Raw genomic sequence first — 15,506 nt, 5'->3', positions numbered from 1 at the left:
ATGATAGGAAGAGATTATTCCTCCTCTTCAGTATTCTTCAGTTTCATAAGTAGCGTGTAAGCTCCCTTAGTAACAATCTTTCTATTTGCTAGTTCGTTCGTATTGTTAATCTGTATGTATCCATCTTCTTTGGCACCTACTTTTACCTCAGTCATCTCGTAAGTCTGCTTGGCAGTTTCAACGAAGACATAGTTTTTCGTTTCAAAGTAAACAACACTTTCTTCTGGAAGAGCTTGAGTTATTGCAGCATGAGTGTCAATATCGGCATTCATATACATACCAGGCACTAGTTTCTTGTCAAATTCCTCAAAGTGACAGTGTACTTCAGATATACCATCAGTATTAACATCCATACTGATCAGTACAATCTCTCCTTCATATTTTTTATCAGGGCTTCCATTCGTATAACTCACTACTCGCTGTCCCACTTCTAATTTATCTAAGTCTTTCTCATACACTTTTAGGTTTAAGTGTATGTCAGTAGGATTGATTAACTCAAACATCACATCCGAAGGGGTGACATATTTACCTACATTGACAAAAACATTACTTACGAAACCATTAATAGGGCTATAGATATTAACTGTTCGACTAATATTAGTATGTGTAAGAGATGTTGGATTGATGTTGATTAAGCTTAATTGTTGCGCTAAAGCATTCATTGTGATACGTTGATTATTCATCTCCGCTTGCGCTATCTGCATTACTTTATCACTACTCGCTTGGCTGGCATTTAAGTCTTTCTGACGATTGTAGTCAAGTTTTGCAAAGTCATATTTATCTTTAGCTATTAAGTAGTTTTGTTGTAACTGTATGTATTGAGGATCTTCCATTGTAGCGATTAGTTCCCCTTTCTTAACATGCATACCAGGTAGTAACTTTGTATATTTAAGATATCCACCTAGAGGATTAGTCACAGATATTAAGTTCTGTGGCGGTACATCTATTTTACCATTTAACTTTAAAGTAGTGGCTATATTACGTTCTGTTAGTGTGCCAGCTACTATAGTCGTATTCTTCATCTGTGCATCAGTTAGATGGACTGTAGTTATGTTTTCCTCAACAGTAATGGTTTGTTCTTCATCAGTCTGTTCTTTTTTGCATTGTGTAAAGAGAATTGCACTTCCTAATGCAAGAGTTAAGGTAAATATTCTGATATTGATATATTTAGAAATCATGATATTAGTTGTTAGAAGTTAGATAGTTGATTTGGATGATATTGTCATTGTACATTTTCAGAGTGTCTAAGTATCTGTTGACTGTTTCGATTGCTTGATTAATTAGCATTACATATTCAAGATAGTTTATATCTCCATTGATGAATTGTAGTTGAGCTGTCTTAGTAATAGTATCTGAGTTTTTGAATGAGAAACTTTCATAGCTGTTTAGAATCTGTTCATTGTTTTGATGTGATGTTAACAACTGTTGATAACGTGAGTTCATCCTGTCTTTCGTTGCAGTGTAATCTGCTTCAGCTACTTGTTCAGCTATCTTAGCACTTTTAACTCTATTGCGTTGTCCACTTGTAAAGATGGGCAGTGAAATCCCAACTTGAAAAGCGTGGAAGCGATTACTTCTGTCATAATATACCTCATTAGCCGCCATCCCCATAAAACTACTGTTATTATAGGTCGCCTGTAAGTTAGGCAATTGTTTAGCGCGCTCTAGTTTTGTCTGTTCTTGCGCTATTGTCTTTTGATTCTCTATTAATTGAAGAACAGGGTTATTGACTAAATCGCTTTCTATGCTTGATAGTTCTAATTTCTTATTATTCATTGAGGGTATAATATCCTCTGTTGTGTTTAATAAATATTGTAGTTGTACTAAAATTAGTTTTTTAGTTTTTTGCACCTCTCCTAATTGAGCTTGTATACTTAGTTGCTGATTCTGAGCTGTTGTTTTTTCTAATATATTACTCTCTCCTTTTTGTAATCTTAGGGTTGCTTTACTATAGAAATTCGCATATAAACTATCTGCTTTTAATAGCAATGCTTCTTTTTCTTGCCAATACATATAATCATAAAAACTCTGAGTAACTGCTTTATTCAGCTCAAACGTTTTTAAACTGAGATTAAAAATACTCTGTTGATATTCTGCTTTGTACACATTTTTTTGTTTATTATAAACAGTCGGAAAAGCAAAGTCTTGTGATATAGCAAACTTATTGTCAGTGTATGGGCCGTTGATTTGCCCGAATTCTCCTGTTACAGTTGTTTGCTGTATATCAGTAGAAGTTTTTATAATTGCTTTTGCATATTCTGTTCTCAATTTTTCAGCACGTATACTATTGTTGTTTTCTATAGCTGTTGTCAGAGCAGTTTCTAAAGTGATAGGCGTTTGTGCTTGTGCAGAAAGACCTAAACTTAAGAATAATACTATAGCAGCTATTGCTTTTTTCTTTTTCATAAAACTAAAGTTTAGTTTTTGTTCAAATGTGATGTATAATAGCGGTAATACAAATAACGTTAGGAACGTAGCAAGCATTAACCCTCCGATAACCACTGTTGCTAGTGGTCGTTGTACTTCTGCTCCTGCCCCGTTACTCAATGCCATTGGTAAGAATCCAAATGAAGCAACACAGGCTGTCATTAGTACAGGGCGCAACCTTGATTTAGCTCCTCTAACAACGATGAATACAATGTTCTTAATTCCCGATTTATGCAGTCGGTTAAACTCAGCAATAAGTACAATACCATTTAATACTGCAACTCCAAAGAGTGCAATAAAACCTACTCCAGCACTAATACTGAAAGGCATTCCTCTTAATGCTAATAAGAATACCCCTCCAATAATAGACAATGGAATAGCAGTGAAAATCATTAAACACTCTCTAATATCTCTGAAAGCAAAGAATAACAGTAAAAAGATAAGTACTAAGGCTAGTGGAACAGCAACAGCAAGACGGGCTTTAGCCTCATTCAAGTTTTCGAACTGGCCACCATAAGTGATTTGATATCCAGTAGGTAACGTAATTTGTGCATCTACTTTACCTTGTAATTCTTCTACTATACTTTGTACATCTCGGTCTTTGACATTGAATCCCACGAATATTCTACGTTGAGCATTTTCACGTTGTATTTGATTAGGTCCTTCTTTAATCTCTACTGATGCCAACTGATTTAGAGGTACTTGATTACCTAATGGAGTTGGGATTAATAAGTTCTGAATGTCTGCAAGGTTTTTTCGATTGGTTTCATCCATACGCACGACCATATCGAAACGTCTCTCTCCTTCATAAACCATTCCTGTACTCTGTCCTGCAAGTGAAGAGTTTACGATTCGGTTTATTTCTGCTATAGACAGTCTATAGCGTGCTATAGCAGGACGATTGTACTCAATCATTAGCTGTGGCATTCCAGTCACCGGCTCTACATATAGGTTGGTAGCTCCTTTCACGGTATTGGCAATAGCTCCTATTTTACCCGCTATTTCAGCTAATTGGTCAAGGTCTTCTCCGAATACTTTGACTACTACGTCCTGTCTAGCCCCTGTCATTAGCTCATTAAAGCGCATTTGTACAGGAAACTGGAATCCTACTGTTACTCCAGGAACTTCTTCAAGTGCCTTAGTCATCTTCTCTGCTAATTCAGGGAATGATTCGGCTGAGGTCCACTCACTTTTATCTTTTAAGATGACCATCATATCACTAGCATCCATTGGCATAGGATCTGTGGGTACTTCAGCACTACCGATTTTAGTTACTACTTTTTCTACTTCAGGGAAGCGTGACTTTAAAATATGTGCTGTTTTTTGTGTACTCTCTATCGTGGTGGTTAATGTACTACCTGTTAGGACTTTTGTATCTACTGCAAAATCTCCTTCTTCTAAGGAAGGAATAAACTCTCCTCCCATATTGGATAGAATAAGTAGCGCAGAAATAAAAAGAATTGCTACAACTGAATAGATAATCTTTGGGATTTCTAATACTTTTACTAAAGCATTCTGATATACCTTTTCTACTTTAGCCATAATACGCTCTGATATATTTGGCTTATGAGTGACCTTTCTACTCATAATCAATGAGCTCATCATAGGAATATAGGTTAGCGATAACAAGAACGCTCCTAATAATGCAAAAGCAACAGTCTGTGCCATTGGTTTAAACATCTTTCCTTCAATACCTTCAAGTGTAAGGATAGGGATGTAGACAATTAGAATGATGATTTGTCCAAATACTGCACTATTCATCATTTTAGAAGCAGAGTGAACCACTGTCTTATTCATGTCTTCTTGTGACAGATTGTTCATTGATTTATATCTCGCATTGTGTGAGAACTGATGGAGAACAGCCTCTACAATAATGACTGCTCCATCGATGATTAAACCAAAGTCAAGCGCTCCTAAGCTCATTAAGTTTCCACTTACGCCAAACAGATTCATCATACAGATGGCAAATAACATGGCTAATGGAATAACTGAGGCTACTAATAGACCTGCTCTCATATTTCCCAAGAATAAAACTAAGACAAATACAACTATAAGTGCTCCTTCTGCTAAGTTTTTTTCTACTGTACCGATGGCGTTATTAACCATTTTAGTACGGTCTAAGAAAGGTTCGATAACAACGCCTTCTGGTAAAGTTTTTTGTATTTCGGCTACTTTCAGTTTGACATCTTTGATAACATCATTACTGTTCTCTCCTTTTAGCATCATAACGATTGCTCCAGATACTTCTCCTTGATCATTATAAGTCAGTGCGCCATAACGAGTGGCATGTCCGATCTGTACCTTGGCTACGTCTCTAACTAATAGAGGTACTTCCGTATTCTTAGAAGTAATAGCGATGTTTTCAATGTCTTCGATTGTACCTACTAATCCCTCTGTGCGAATATATAACACTGTAGGACCTTTCTCTATATAAGCTCCTCCAGTATTCTCGTTGTTGTTTTCTAATGCTGCGAATACATCGTTTATAGTTATACCATAAGAGTCTAGTTTATTAGAGTTTACGGCTATTTCATATTGTTTTAGCTTTCCACCGAAACTACTTACTTCAGCTACTCCTTTTACAGAAAGTAATTGACGACGCACCACCCAGTCTTGGATAGATCGCAGTTCTGTTAGATCATATTTGTCTTCATACCCAGGTTCAGTTCTGACTACATACTGATATATTTCTCCTAACCCTGTTGAGATAGGGCCTAATTCAGGCTGACCAATATCTTGTGGTATCTCAGATTTTATTTGATTAAGGCGTTCTCCGACTTGTTGTCTTGCCCAATATACATCTACATCTTCCTCAAAAACTATAGTTACTAATGACAATCCGAAACGCGAGAAACTTCGCATATTCTTAATCCCTGGAATATTGCTGTTTGCTTGTTCGATAGGGAAGGTGACTAAGCGTTCTATATCTGTAGCTCCATAAGATGGTGCCACTGTGATAACTTGTACCTGATTATCTGTAATATCTGGTACAGCATCAATAGGTAATTTCGTTGTTTGGTATGTACCAACACCGATTAGAGCTAATATAAATAGCCCAATGATGAGTTTGTTCTTTACAGAAAACTCAATTATTTTATTTAACATGATAGTTCTATGTTAATACGTTAAAATTGCTTGATAGTTATAGGTAAGTGCCCCCATAGCAATGATGTATGGGTTGTTATACCTAAATAGCGATAAAATATATTAACAGTACTTCGGCGGTTGCCAAATAGAAGATAGGTAGCTACTCTCGACTTCATCTTCGTCGAATGAGTGTATTTTATCATCAGTAGTATTTATTCTGATGCGTTCAATCTTTAAGATAGGTGAGGGATTGACTATTGCTATAATAGTAACAAAATGTGTGTGGGTGACAAAAGGTAGTTTCTCATCCATAGGATCCCCTTCTTCCTTATGACTTTCACTATAGTGAATCTGTAAGAATCCCCATAATGATAATTCAGGATTATTTGAAGTGTGCTCAATATAGTGTTCAACCAATAGCGGAAACTTCAACACCTGACCTACTTCAGTTGTTGAAATTAAGAATAGCATCATAAAAAATATGGCAATCTTTCTTCTCACTTTAATGGATTGTTTACGAATTGAATAGTACAAAGTTATTAATTCTTTGTGTAACTACGACGCAAGTTACTAATTTGTATTTATTCAAAGTTAATATACTGTTATCTTCTAATCAAATTCTAATAGAAAGTGCTGTAAACAAATAACACACCTCTTAGAAGTGTGTTATTGTATGGCTTATAAGAAGCTTTCTTCGTCAAATTCATAATCCTTATTGAAGAAAACAGATTCATTGTTTATGTGTTCAAAGTGTTTCTCAATCTGTTCTAAAGTATAAATTGTTTCTAATTGATGCCAGTGTTCTCTAGTAAGTGGCAAGAATGCTAGTGTATCTGAACCATCTGATATTTTGCAAAAGCGAATTTCATAATCAGGTTGTAGTATTTGATTAAGCCAGATAATAGTATCATCTCTATCTACAATTAGATGTGTATAAACCTTATTGTCATACTGTACTTTTAATTGTAGTTCATCATTAGGCATATCCTCTATAGTTGCATTTAAATGCCCTGTCTGTAAGCATTTTTCAATATAATCAACAATAGCATCATCATATTCTCTCCAATCTACCCAAATAACTAGGTCACTCTGTAAAGAGTGGAAATCTTCATATAACTCAGTTTCAAAGTATTTTTCTAAAAGTTGTATTTTATCTTGCATATATAGGATTTAAACGTTCTTGTGTGATAGCTAATGTCACTCTAATTTACGATAAATAAGGCGTATTAAAAAGAGAACAGATGTTAATTAAATAATATTATATAATGTACTACTTGGCAAATACTGTGCTAACTTATCTTGTGTAAAGTATTTTAGCTTTCATTGATAGGTTCAAATTCTCGCTCTGTAAAGATTTCTGTTAATATTCCCTTGCTACACAACCATTCAACGGCATCATGCAAGTTGTCCCCTAATAAATAGATGTTTTCTTCTTGACGAGGTAGTACGTAGTAATTCTCGTGGTAAAAGATAATTTCATCTCCATCTAGCGTATCTCCAATGCAGATAGATTCGAATACCTGTTCTTTTGTTAGTATATCCTTGCCTTCTTCCCAGAAGTAATAGTCCTTTACTCGAGCCAACCATTCTACTTGATTTGTTAGAATGTGATGAGGTAGGTATATACGGATATATGTTCCTCCTAGTATACCTTTTCCGTATTGAAGTATATAGGTTTTATAATCTTCCTCAAAAGAGAAGTTTAATACTTGTTCACACTTGTTGATATCTTCAATACTCGGTATTACAAGTGTTTTTTCTGTTGTATGAATATTAGGAATAATGGTGTAGTGGTCAAATTTGCTCATTAGATGTACTTGTTTTCGATATTATCTAGACCGTTTTTAAACTCGTTGTTTGCCTGGTAAATTTCTTCTGCCATAACAGCTTTTAATGAGGTTGAGTCAATGTGCTTTCCTTCTTTTGTCCATAGTGGAGGAAAGATTTGATATGCCTCGTTTAAAGGTAATTGTGCTACATCTTCTTTCCAAGTACTCCACCTGAAATCTTGATAGAATAGATCTAAATTACCTGCGATAAAGAAATAAATTAAGTCAGAGTAACCTATGTCAAGTGGTTCAAAATCTAATACGTCTGGGGCAAAATAATAAATGTTTCCGATATCACTTCCGAGAGCGCCATTATTGATACAAAAATAACCACCTAAGATGTCATAAGCAACGATATAGTATTCCTTAGCTTTATCACTAGTTTTGTTTTTATTCCATTGGTAATTAGAAGGGAGCATTTCTGTTCCTCCACCTAATATTCTTACCCATCCTTTGTCTATTAGTATACCTCCTGTCTCATAGGTGATAGCTCCTAGAGGTGAACGAGTAGTTACTTGTAGTTGTAATAGTGCTTCTTCTGCAGCTAGTTTATCATGTAGAGGCAAGATATCTACAGGTCTAACGGCATCATGTAGCCATTCTCTGATAAGTTCTATGCCAGGGTCTTCTGTATTTATTAGTTCTGCTAGTAGTCTCATTGTCTAATTTTGTACTAAAATACAAAAAAATAAAGAGTTAAAGACGCCGCTTTAGGTATGGCATATCTCTTTTTAGAGAGACAATATATTTATTGTAATTGTTACTGACCTAAAAAATACTTAAGAAAGAATAGAGTGAATAGAGAATCTAAAAATGTGTCAATATTAGACAGTATATAGATAATAACGATTAGCATAAACCCAGAAATGATTGTACCAGCTATCGCTAATCCCTTTGGTTTTTTAAATAGACCTATAATTGAGAGAATGGCTCCAAGCAACCATAATATCCATCCTACAATCGGAATCCAAAATAAAATAATCGTTATTAAAGAAAGGATAAATCCTGTAGTTCCTAAATTATTAGTTTCTTGTCTGGCAATAGGAGTGTTATATCCAGGGATATAGTTTTCGTAAGATTGGTAGGGAGTCGATATTTGACTACTTTGATCTCGGTCGGTAGGAGCTGGGTTAAGTAAGTCAGTAGGCAAACCTATAAGAGTAGGTAGTTCTTCCTGATGTGTTACTTCTAACTCGAGCTTATTTATAATAGGATATTCTGTAGATATATTTATATCTGTATTATCCATATTCAGTGTACTCATCTCGTCTTTAGTATTAACGACTTCTTGAAGAGATTCTTTAGACATACCAGGAGGCATGAATCTGCTGTGATCAGATTGCTTATTTAAATTCTTATCTTCTTGCATAGCGATAGACTTTTAACGTCTATCAAATATAGTTAGTATTTAACAAAAAAAATAAAAGCCCCTTAGAGAATATCTAAAGGGCTAAGTTTATTTTATTACAATGGTATATTACCGTGTTTTCTATTTGGCATATTAACTTCCTTATTTTCCAACATAGAGAATGCTTTTAGCAATTTTCTACGTGTCTCGTTAGGAAGTATTACTTCATCTATAAAGCCGCGTTGTGCAGCTCTGTATGGATTGGCAAATTTGTCTGCATATTCTGCTTCTTTTTCTGCCAATTTAGCTGTAGGGTCTGCCGCTTCTGATATCTCTTTCTTAAAGATAATCTCACTTGCTCCTTTTGCTCCCATTACTGCAATCTCTGCATTTGGCCAAGCGAAGTTCATATCTGCTCCGATGTGTTTAGAGTTCATTACGTCATAAGCACCACCATAAGCTTTACGTGTAATTACGGTTACTTTAGGCACTGTGGCTTCACTTAATGCGTATAGTAACTTAGCTCCATGTACGATAATACCATTCCACTCTTGATCAGTACCAGGTAAGAACCCAGGTACATCTACTAACACTAACAATGGAATATTAAACGCATCACAGAAACGGGTGAAACGAGCTGCTTTGATTGAGCTATTCACATCTAAGCACCCTGCTAAGAACATAGGATTATTCGCTACAATACCAATACTCTTTCCTCCAAGTCTTGCAAATCCTACGACGATATTCTCTGCATAATCTTTGTGAATTTCGAAGAATGAGTCCTTATCTATGATATGTCCGATTACATCTTTCATATCATAAGGTTTGTTTGCGCTTTCTGGTACTAGATTGTCTAATTCGTATCTATATTCTTCTCCTACAGTATATAGAAGACTCATTGGTTTTTCCGTATTATTCTGAGGCATATAAGATAACAATGTTTTTACATCTTCTAAACAAGCTACGTCGTTAGGAGATGTAGTATGTGCTACCCCAGACTTAGTAGAGTGAGTACTTGCTCCTCCTAATTCTTCTGAAGTTACTTCTTCATTGGTTACAGTTTTTACTACGTTTGGTCCTGTTACGAACATATAACTAGACCCCTCTACCATCATCGTGAAGTCTGTCATTGCTGGTGAGTATACTGCTCCACCTGCACATGGTCCCATAATAGCTGATAGTTGAGGTATTACCCCTGATGCTTGTACGTTGCGGTAGAAGATATCTGCATATCCTCCTAAAGAACGCACTCCTTCTTGGATACGTGCTCCCCCAGAATCATTTAGTCCGATCATCGGCGCTCCCATTTTAAGAGCCATGTCCATCACTTTACATATTTTCTCAGCATGAGTCTCTGACAAAGCACCTCCAAATACGGTAAAGTCTTGTGCAAAGACATAGACTAGTCTACCATTGATGGTACCATATCCAGTGACTACACCATCTCCATGATAAACTTCTTTATCCATACCGAAGTCAGTAGTACGGTGCGTTACTAACATGCCAATTTCCTCAAAAGAACCTTCGTCTAGTAAGTACTCTACACGTTCACGAGCAGTAAGTTTTCCTTTGCTGTGTTGGGTATCTATTCTTTTTAGCCCGCCGCCGAGTTTAGCTTGAGCTTGTATATCTTGTAATTTATTTATTTTCGGATTCATAGTTCTTAGTTTGGTAAGCGAAGTTGTTTTTGATCTTCCAGATACTGTTGTAGAGCAATAAATGCTGCTATCTCTGCCTCATCTTTAGTTTCTTCTTTAATTAATTCAGCATTGTAATATTTCTTAACGAAGTTCGTATCAAAGTGTCCTTCTCTGAATGCTTCATGCTTCATTACGAATTTACCGAATGGCAATGTTGTACTAATTCCTTTCACTTTAAACTCGTCGATAGCTTTAATCATAATCTCTATTGCTTCTTCACGTGTATCACCATAAGTGATTAGTTTGGTAAGCATAGGGTCATAATAAATAGGCACATCCATACCTTCTTCTATACCATTATCCACACGGATACCAGGTCCTACAGGTAATTTATATTGTTCTAAGTTACCCACACTAGGTAGAAAGTCATTTAGAGGGTCTTCTGCATATACACGTACTTCCATTGCATGTCCTTTGATCTTAAGGTCTTCTTGTGTGAAAGTAAGTTGCTCTCCTCGTGCGACTCTTATCTGCCACTCCACTAAGTCTAAGCCTGTGATTAATTCTGACACAGGATGTTCTACTTGTAGACGTGTATTCATTTCTAGGAAGTAGAAGTTTAAGTTCTCATCGATTAAGAACTCTACTGTACCAGCTCCAGAGTAGTTACATGATTTGGCTACCTTGATAGCTGCTTCTCCCATCGCTTTACGCACTTCAGGAGTTAACACTGCTGATGGAGCTTCTTCGATTACTTTCTGGTGACGGCGTTGAATACTACATTCTCTTTCAAAGAGGTGTACTACATGTCCGTGATTATCAGCTAATACTTGAATCTCTATATGCCTAGGCGAACCTATATATTTTTCTATAAACACAGAACCATCTCCGAATGCGTTAGTCGCTTCTGAAATAGCACGTTGCATTTGACTTTCGAATTCTACTTCATTCTCTACCACACGCATTCCCTTACCACCACCACCTGCAGCAGCCTTGATAAGAATAGGGAATCCTATTTCTTTAGCCACGTTTTTTGCTTTTGCTACATCTGTAATCGCTTCATCTAAACCTGGAACCATTGGGATGTCATACGCCTTAACAGTATCTTTAGCTGCTAATTTGTTTCCCATAACTTCTATAGCATGAGTATCAGGACCAATAAAGGTAATTCCAGCTTTCTGACATGCAATTGCGAAGTTTGAGTTCTCACTTAAAAACCCATATCCGGGGTGAATACCATCTACGTGAAGTGATTTTGCAACTTCTAAGATTTTATCCCCTAATAAATAAGATTGATTAGATGGTGCTTCTCCAATACAAACAGCTTCATCAGCCATTCTAACATGTAGAGCTAAACGGTCAGCAGTAGAGTAAACAGCTACTGTCTTTATCCCCATCTTTTTGGCTGTTGTCATGATGCGAACAGCTATTTCGCCACGGTTGGCAACTAATATTTTTTTCATGATTATTCGAATTCAATTAAAACTAATCCTTTATCAACAGTTGCGCCTTTAGCGATGTTGATAGATTTAATAATTCCAGCTCGTGGTGAAGATAAGTTGTTCTCCATCTTCATGGCTTCTAGAATTAATAAATTGTCATTCTCAGCTACTTCTTGACCTACTGTTACCAAAATATCTAGGATAAGACCAGGCATAGGAGCCTTTACAGAATTAACCTGCTTAGTAGAGTTCAAGGAGAAACCAAGTTGATTGATTAGTTTATCGAGTTCGGTTTGGATATTAACAGAATAGTTATTTCCATTAACCGTTACAGTGTAGTTCTTCTCTGTAAATTGGTTGTCTAAAATTTCAACATCATAAGATCTGTTATTCTTGAGTACGTGGAACACAGCTGATTCTACTGCAGATACATTTATATCTTGTTGTAGTAAATCATTACTCTCAAAAACAGTATCTGCATTTACTTTTAATTGATACGTTTTATTCATTATTTATTTTAGTTTTTGGTATTCGTAAATATAGATAAATGTGTGATATTTAAATAATAATTATTGATAATTTAATTTTAAACCAAATGAGAGAAAATTATTACTGTTTTGTGTGCTGTTTTGCGATTTTGAGATAGTATTTGTTTTGTAGTCAGTAAGGAGAATTGTTTTTTAAATCCAGATTCCGCGATAGACATATAAACGAAAAGTTGTTATACAAAATAGCTCTGAATCAGTGAAAAAATCATACTGTAGTTTGGTTATAGAGCTAATGAAATATCTATGAAATAGAATTGCAATGTAGTATCTAGCTAATGTTGATTCTTGGTTTAATGGTTAGTTAGAGGAGAATAGTAGAAGTATAAAAGGAGAATTGTTGGGAAAAAGTGCCCTTTACTCCAGTATTCTCGACTTATTGTCCTAGAATTGTCCAATAAGCTACGAATAAAGCCTTGTTTTACTAGGGTTGAGGTGTTTGTTATAGTAAACCTTGTGTAAGTGCATTTTTGATAATATATTGATTGTTAGTTGTTTAATTTCATTTAGGTTTTTAAAAAAAAACTTATTTTTTATGGTTTTTTAATTGAAGGAAGGGGATTTGTAGCTATTTTAATAAAAAAAGCGCACTAGAATTATAATTTATGGCCTTTTAGAGGGGAGTTATTTTGATAAATTAGAAAAAAGTAGAACAATTATATTGAAAGTATATATGGTTTATATAGCTGATTATTTCATCAATATATGCGCCACAGAATGTTTGAAGACATCTAGGTGTGACATCTATAAAAAGGATAAGTAGTATATGTGGAAGGGAAGAATGTCTAATAAAGGCTAGTTCTATCCAGAACTAGCCTTTATTAGAAGTTTTAGGTACTTACTTAGAAGCTCTTCCAAATAGCATAAATAGAAGAATCTCCATATTCTTGCCTATCCTTGTTTTAAGGATTGTATATGCTTTTGAGATATGTGACTCTACTGTCTTAATAGAAATGTCAAGGTAGTCAGCTATTTCCTGATTAGTCAGTCCTTGGCGTTTACTCATAATGAATATCTCCTTACTCTTTTCGGGTAGTTTATCTATTTCTTGTTGCATGACTTTTATAGCGAACTCCAAGTCATCGTTAGAATGGTGTTCTACATAGTCATTTAGGACTTTTATATATTTCTGTTCAAGAGGTTCGAGTTTCTTATTCTTGCGATAAGCATCTATAAATTCGTTAAAGACAGCTTTATATAAGAAGTTTTTGATATTCTGCTCAGCATTTAACTTCGTTCTTTTTACCCATATCTTCATAAAGACATTCTGAACAAGGTCTTCTGCTTCCTCACTGCCTATTAATTTATGCGCATAGACACATAGACGATGATGGTATCGGTCTATCAATGTGGTAAAAGCCTGTTCATTGCTTAAAATGATCTTCTCTACAAGTTCGGTATCTGTGGCAACGGGTTTCATATTAAATTAAAAAAATAAATAATAAGATAGGGTTGTTTAAAAATGCAACGTTACTAACTATAAGATGACAAATGAATAATAAACTTTGGGATTAAATGTTGAAATCCAAAAGTATATAAAAAATGTTAGTAAAAGGTGTATTTAACCTTTATAAGCTCATTTAAATAAGAATTCTTTTTATTACTTATAAACTGTGAATGTTTTATACAACAAAACGCACACATTGGGACTATACTTGTTATAAAAAACAAAACAATACACTAAAGAGAGAGGTCTTTTTAGTTTATAGCAAAAAAATGACCTAGTAAGGGGTTTGATTTTATTTTTAAGATTAGTTAGCACGCTATAGTATACCTGTTTGATATAATAAGAGAGTCTGTCATTGGGGTAAGGACATTATTAAGTTGGCTATTCCACTTCCTTTTCCTGAAGGAAGTAGGAGTAGCTTTTTTATACCTATAAAAATTTTATTAAAAAAAATAAAAATATTTCTTAAAAAAACGTAGGGTATTGAAAATATCAATCGTATTAAAGGTATAAAAGGTTATGAAATGGTACAGAAAAGAAGTGAAGAACTATTGTTGAAATATATTTCAAAGACAATTAGTCAAGAAGAGGAGCAAGAGCTTTTACTCTTTTTAAAGAATGAAGAAGAACGAGAAGTTCTTGAACGCATGATCGAGAACGATTTTGTTCTAGATAACTTGTTGAAAGAGTATGATAAAAAACGTACAATTCTTCGCTTACAACATTTTATACAGAGAGATAAGAGAAAGAGAACAAAGAAAAAAATACTGTGGGCAGCGGCTATTTGTACAGTATTCTTAGGTTTAGGATCTATTTACGTATTTAACAATCAAATACAGCAAGATGAGGTCCTAGTTATTGATGAGCAAGCGATAACGCTTATATCATCTAAAGGGAATCGCACTGAGATAGACGCAACAGATAATGAGACTGTCTATGATGAACATGGCAATCGCATCGCGCAAATAGAAGATGATATGATGAAGGTGGATGCGGATAACGATGTGGTAGAATATAATGAACTAAATGTTCCTTATGGTAAGAAGTTCTCTGTAATACTAGCAGATGGTACTAAAGCATTTCTGAATGCGGGTTCTAAAATAAAGTTTCCTACTTCATTTAATCAGTTAGCATCACGAGAGGTAGTTGTAGAAGGAGAGGTATACTTTGATGTACAAAAAGATGCTAACAAACCATTTTATGTAGTGTCAAAAGAAGCAAGAATAAAAGTAGTGGGAACTAAGTTTTTGTACTCAGCTTATAAAGACGATTTATTGACTTCTGTCGTGTTAGCAGAAGGGATGGTTCAGTTCGCCAGTATCGCATCTTTAGACAAGTATATTGATCTTGTCCCAGGGCAAAAAGCAAGTTTAGATAGAACAAGCCAACAGATCGCTGTAGAACAGGTAGATACTAGAGCTTACCTATCGTGGATGAAAGGCGAATTAGTCTTTAGAAAACAGAGTTTTGGACAAATTATTAGAAGTCTAGAACGCACTTATAATGTAGAGATAGTCAATAAGAATAAAAACTTAGAGACAACAGTATTCAACGCTTCGTTTAACAACAATACGATAGAAGAAGTATTGGTTTACTTCAATGAAGTACTCGCTATAGAATACACTATCAAAGACAATAAGATTATCATTAAATAACCTTTATATAACCAACAAAAAAAGACACTAGCTATGCGGCAACATGACTAGTGTCTATAACATGATTATTACTTAATAGTAACAAC

The 15,506-nt window shown here is 34.9% G+C and carries 12 protein-coding genes; 1 reads left to right on the top strand and 11 read right to left on the bottom strand.

Annotated elements, in window-relative coordinates:
- Positions 1-14 precede the first annotated feature (14 nt).
- The 11 genes from LNQ81_RS04570 to LNQ81_RS04520 form a co-directional block, all read right to left on the bottom strand.
- Complete coding sequence (locus LNQ81_RS04570; RefSeq protein ID WP_229944992.1) at positions 15-1,178, bottom strand: efflux RND transporter periplasmic adaptor subunit; 1,164 nt, start codon at positions 1,176-1,178, stop codon at positions 15-17.
- A gap of 4 nt (positions 1,179-1,182) precedes the next feature.
- A complete protein-coding gene (locus LNQ81_RS04565; RefSeq protein ID WP_229944991.1) occupies positions 1,183-5,532 on the bottom strand; it encodes a CusA/CzcA family heavy metal efflux RND transporter in 4,350 nt (1,449 codons plus the stop codon).
- A 102-nt stretch (positions 5,533-5,634) separates the two neighbouring features.
- Positions 5,635-6,015 carry a hypothetical protein gene (locus tag LNQ81_RS04560; RefSeq protein ID WP_229944990.1) on the bottom strand — a complete coding sequence of 127 codons (381 nt, stop codon included), beginning with the start codon at positions 6,013-6,015 and terminating at the stop codon, positions 5,635-5,637.
- 177 nt (positions 6,016-6,192) lie between these two features.
- Entirely contained in the window at positions 6,193-6,675 is a 483-nt protein-coding gene (locus tag LNQ81_RS04555) for a hypothetical protein (RefSeq protein ID WP_229944989.1), read from the bottom strand.
- A gap of 152 nt (positions 6,676-6,827) precedes the next feature.
- Positions 6,828-7,322: an SMI1/KNR4 family protein gene (locus tag LNQ81_RS04550; protein WP_229944988.1), complete on the bottom strand. Its 495-nt coding sequence runs from the start codon at positions 7,320-7,322 to the stop codon at positions 6,828-6,830.
- Entirely contained in the window at positions 7,322-8,002 is a 681-nt protein-coding gene (locus LNQ81_RS04545) for a DUF2625 family protein (protein WP_229944987.1), read from the bottom strand. The genes LNQ81_RS04550 and LNQ81_RS04545 overlap by 1 nt, the downstream gene beginning before the upstream one ends.
- A gap of 101 nt (positions 8,003-8,103) precedes the next feature.
- Positions 8,104-8,712 carry a DUF4190 domain-containing protein gene (locus LNQ81_RS04540; RefSeq protein WP_229944986.1) on the bottom strand — a complete coding sequence of 203 codons (609 nt, stop codon included), beginning with the start codon at positions 8,710-8,712 and terminating at the stop codon, positions 8,104-8,106.
- Between the two features lie 95 nt (positions 8,713-8,807).
- Entirely contained in the window at positions 8,808-10,349 is a 1,542-nt protein-coding gene (locus tag LNQ81_RS04535; RefSeq protein WP_229944985.1) for an acyl-CoA carboxylase subunit beta, read from the bottom strand.
- 5 nt (positions 10,350-10,354) lie between these two features.
- Positions 10,355-11,794 carry an acetyl-CoA carboxylase biotin carboxylase subunit gene (accC, locus tag LNQ81_RS04530; protein ID WP_229944984.1) on the bottom strand — a complete coding sequence of 480 codons (1,440 nt, stop codon included), beginning with the start codon at positions 11,792-11,794 and terminating at the stop codon, positions 10,355-10,357.
- 2 nt (positions 11,795-11,796) lie between these two features.
- Positions 11,797-12,282, bottom strand: coding sequence for an acyl-CoA carboxylase biotin carboxyl carrier protein subunit (locus LNQ81_RS04525; protein ID WP_229944983.1), 486 nt, complete (start codon positions 12,280-12,282; stop codon positions 11,797-11,799).
- 874 nt (positions 12,283-13,156) lie between these two features.
- The gene (locus LNQ81_RS04520) at positions 13,157-13,738 is read right to left on the bottom strand and encodes an RNA polymerase sigma factor (RefSeq protein WP_229944982.1); all 582 of its coding nucleotides are present in this window, start codon (positions 13,736-13,738) and stop codon (positions 13,157-13,159) included.
- A gap of 551 nt (positions 13,739-14,289) precedes the next feature.
- On the opposite strand from LNQ81_RS04520, the gene LNQ81_RS04515 reads away from it, so the two are divergent.
- The gene (locus LNQ81_RS04515) at positions 14,290-15,420 is read left to right on the top strand and encodes a FecR family protein (protein WP_229944981.1); all 1,131 of its coding nucleotides are present in this window, start codon (positions 14,290-14,292) and stop codon (positions 15,418-15,420) included.
- Positions 15,421-15,506 lie beyond the last annotated feature (86 nt).

This window comes from Myroides oncorhynchi (assembly GCF_020905415.1).
Taxonomy (GTDB): domain Bacteria; phylum Bacteroidota; class Bacteroidia; order Flavobacteriales; family Flavobacteriaceae; genus Flavobacterium; species Flavobacterium oncorhynchi_A.
This window is presented reverse-complemented; position numbering and strand designations above follow the sequence as displayed.

Excerpts from the sequence above, each read along its gene's own strand:
- LNQ81_RS04570 (WP_229944992.1), bottom strand. The coding sequence starts at position 1,178 with ATGATTTCTAAATATATCAATATCAGAATATTTACCTTAACTCTTGCA.
- LNQ81_RS04565 (WP_229944991.1), bottom strand. The coding sequence starts at position 5,532 with ATGTTAAATAAAATAATTGAGTTTTCTGTAAAGAACAAACTCATCATT.
- LNQ81_RS04555 (WP_229944989.1), bottom strand. The coding sequence starts at position 6,675 with ATGCAAGATAAAATACAACTTTTAGAAAAATACTTTGAAACTGAGTTA.
- LNQ81_RS04550 (WP_229944988.1), bottom strand. The coding sequence starts at position 7,322 with ATGAGCAAATTTGACCACTACACCATTATTCCTAATATTCATACAACA.
- LNQ81_RS04545 (WP_229944987.1), bottom strand. The coding sequence starts at position 8,002 with ATGAGACTACTAGCAGAACTAATAAATACAGAAGACCCTGGCATAGAA.
- LNQ81_RS04540 (WP_229944986.1), bottom strand. The coding sequence starts at position 8,712 with ATGCAAGAAGATAAGAATTTAAATAAGCAATCTGATCACAGCAGATTC.
- LNQ81_RS04535 (WP_229944985.1), bottom strand. The coding sequence starts at position 10,349 with ATGAATCCGAAAATAAATAAATTACAAGATATACAAGCTCAAGCTAAA.
- accC (WP_229944984.1), bottom strand. The coding sequence starts at position 11,794 with ATGAAAAAAATATTAGTTGCCAACCGTGGCGAAATAGCTGTTCGCATC.
- LNQ81_RS04525 (WP_229944983.1), bottom strand. The coding sequence starts at position 12,282 with ATGAATAAAACGTATCAATTAAAAGTAAATGCAGATACTGTTTTTGAG.
- LNQ81_RS04520 (WP_229944982.1), bottom strand. The coding sequence starts at position 13,738 with ATGAAACCCGTTGCCACAGATACCGAACTTGTAGAGAAGATCATTTTA.
- LNQ81_RS04515 (WP_229944981.1), top strand. The coding sequence starts at position 14,290 with ATGGTACAGAAAAGAAGTGAAGAACTATTGTTGAAATATATTTCAAAG.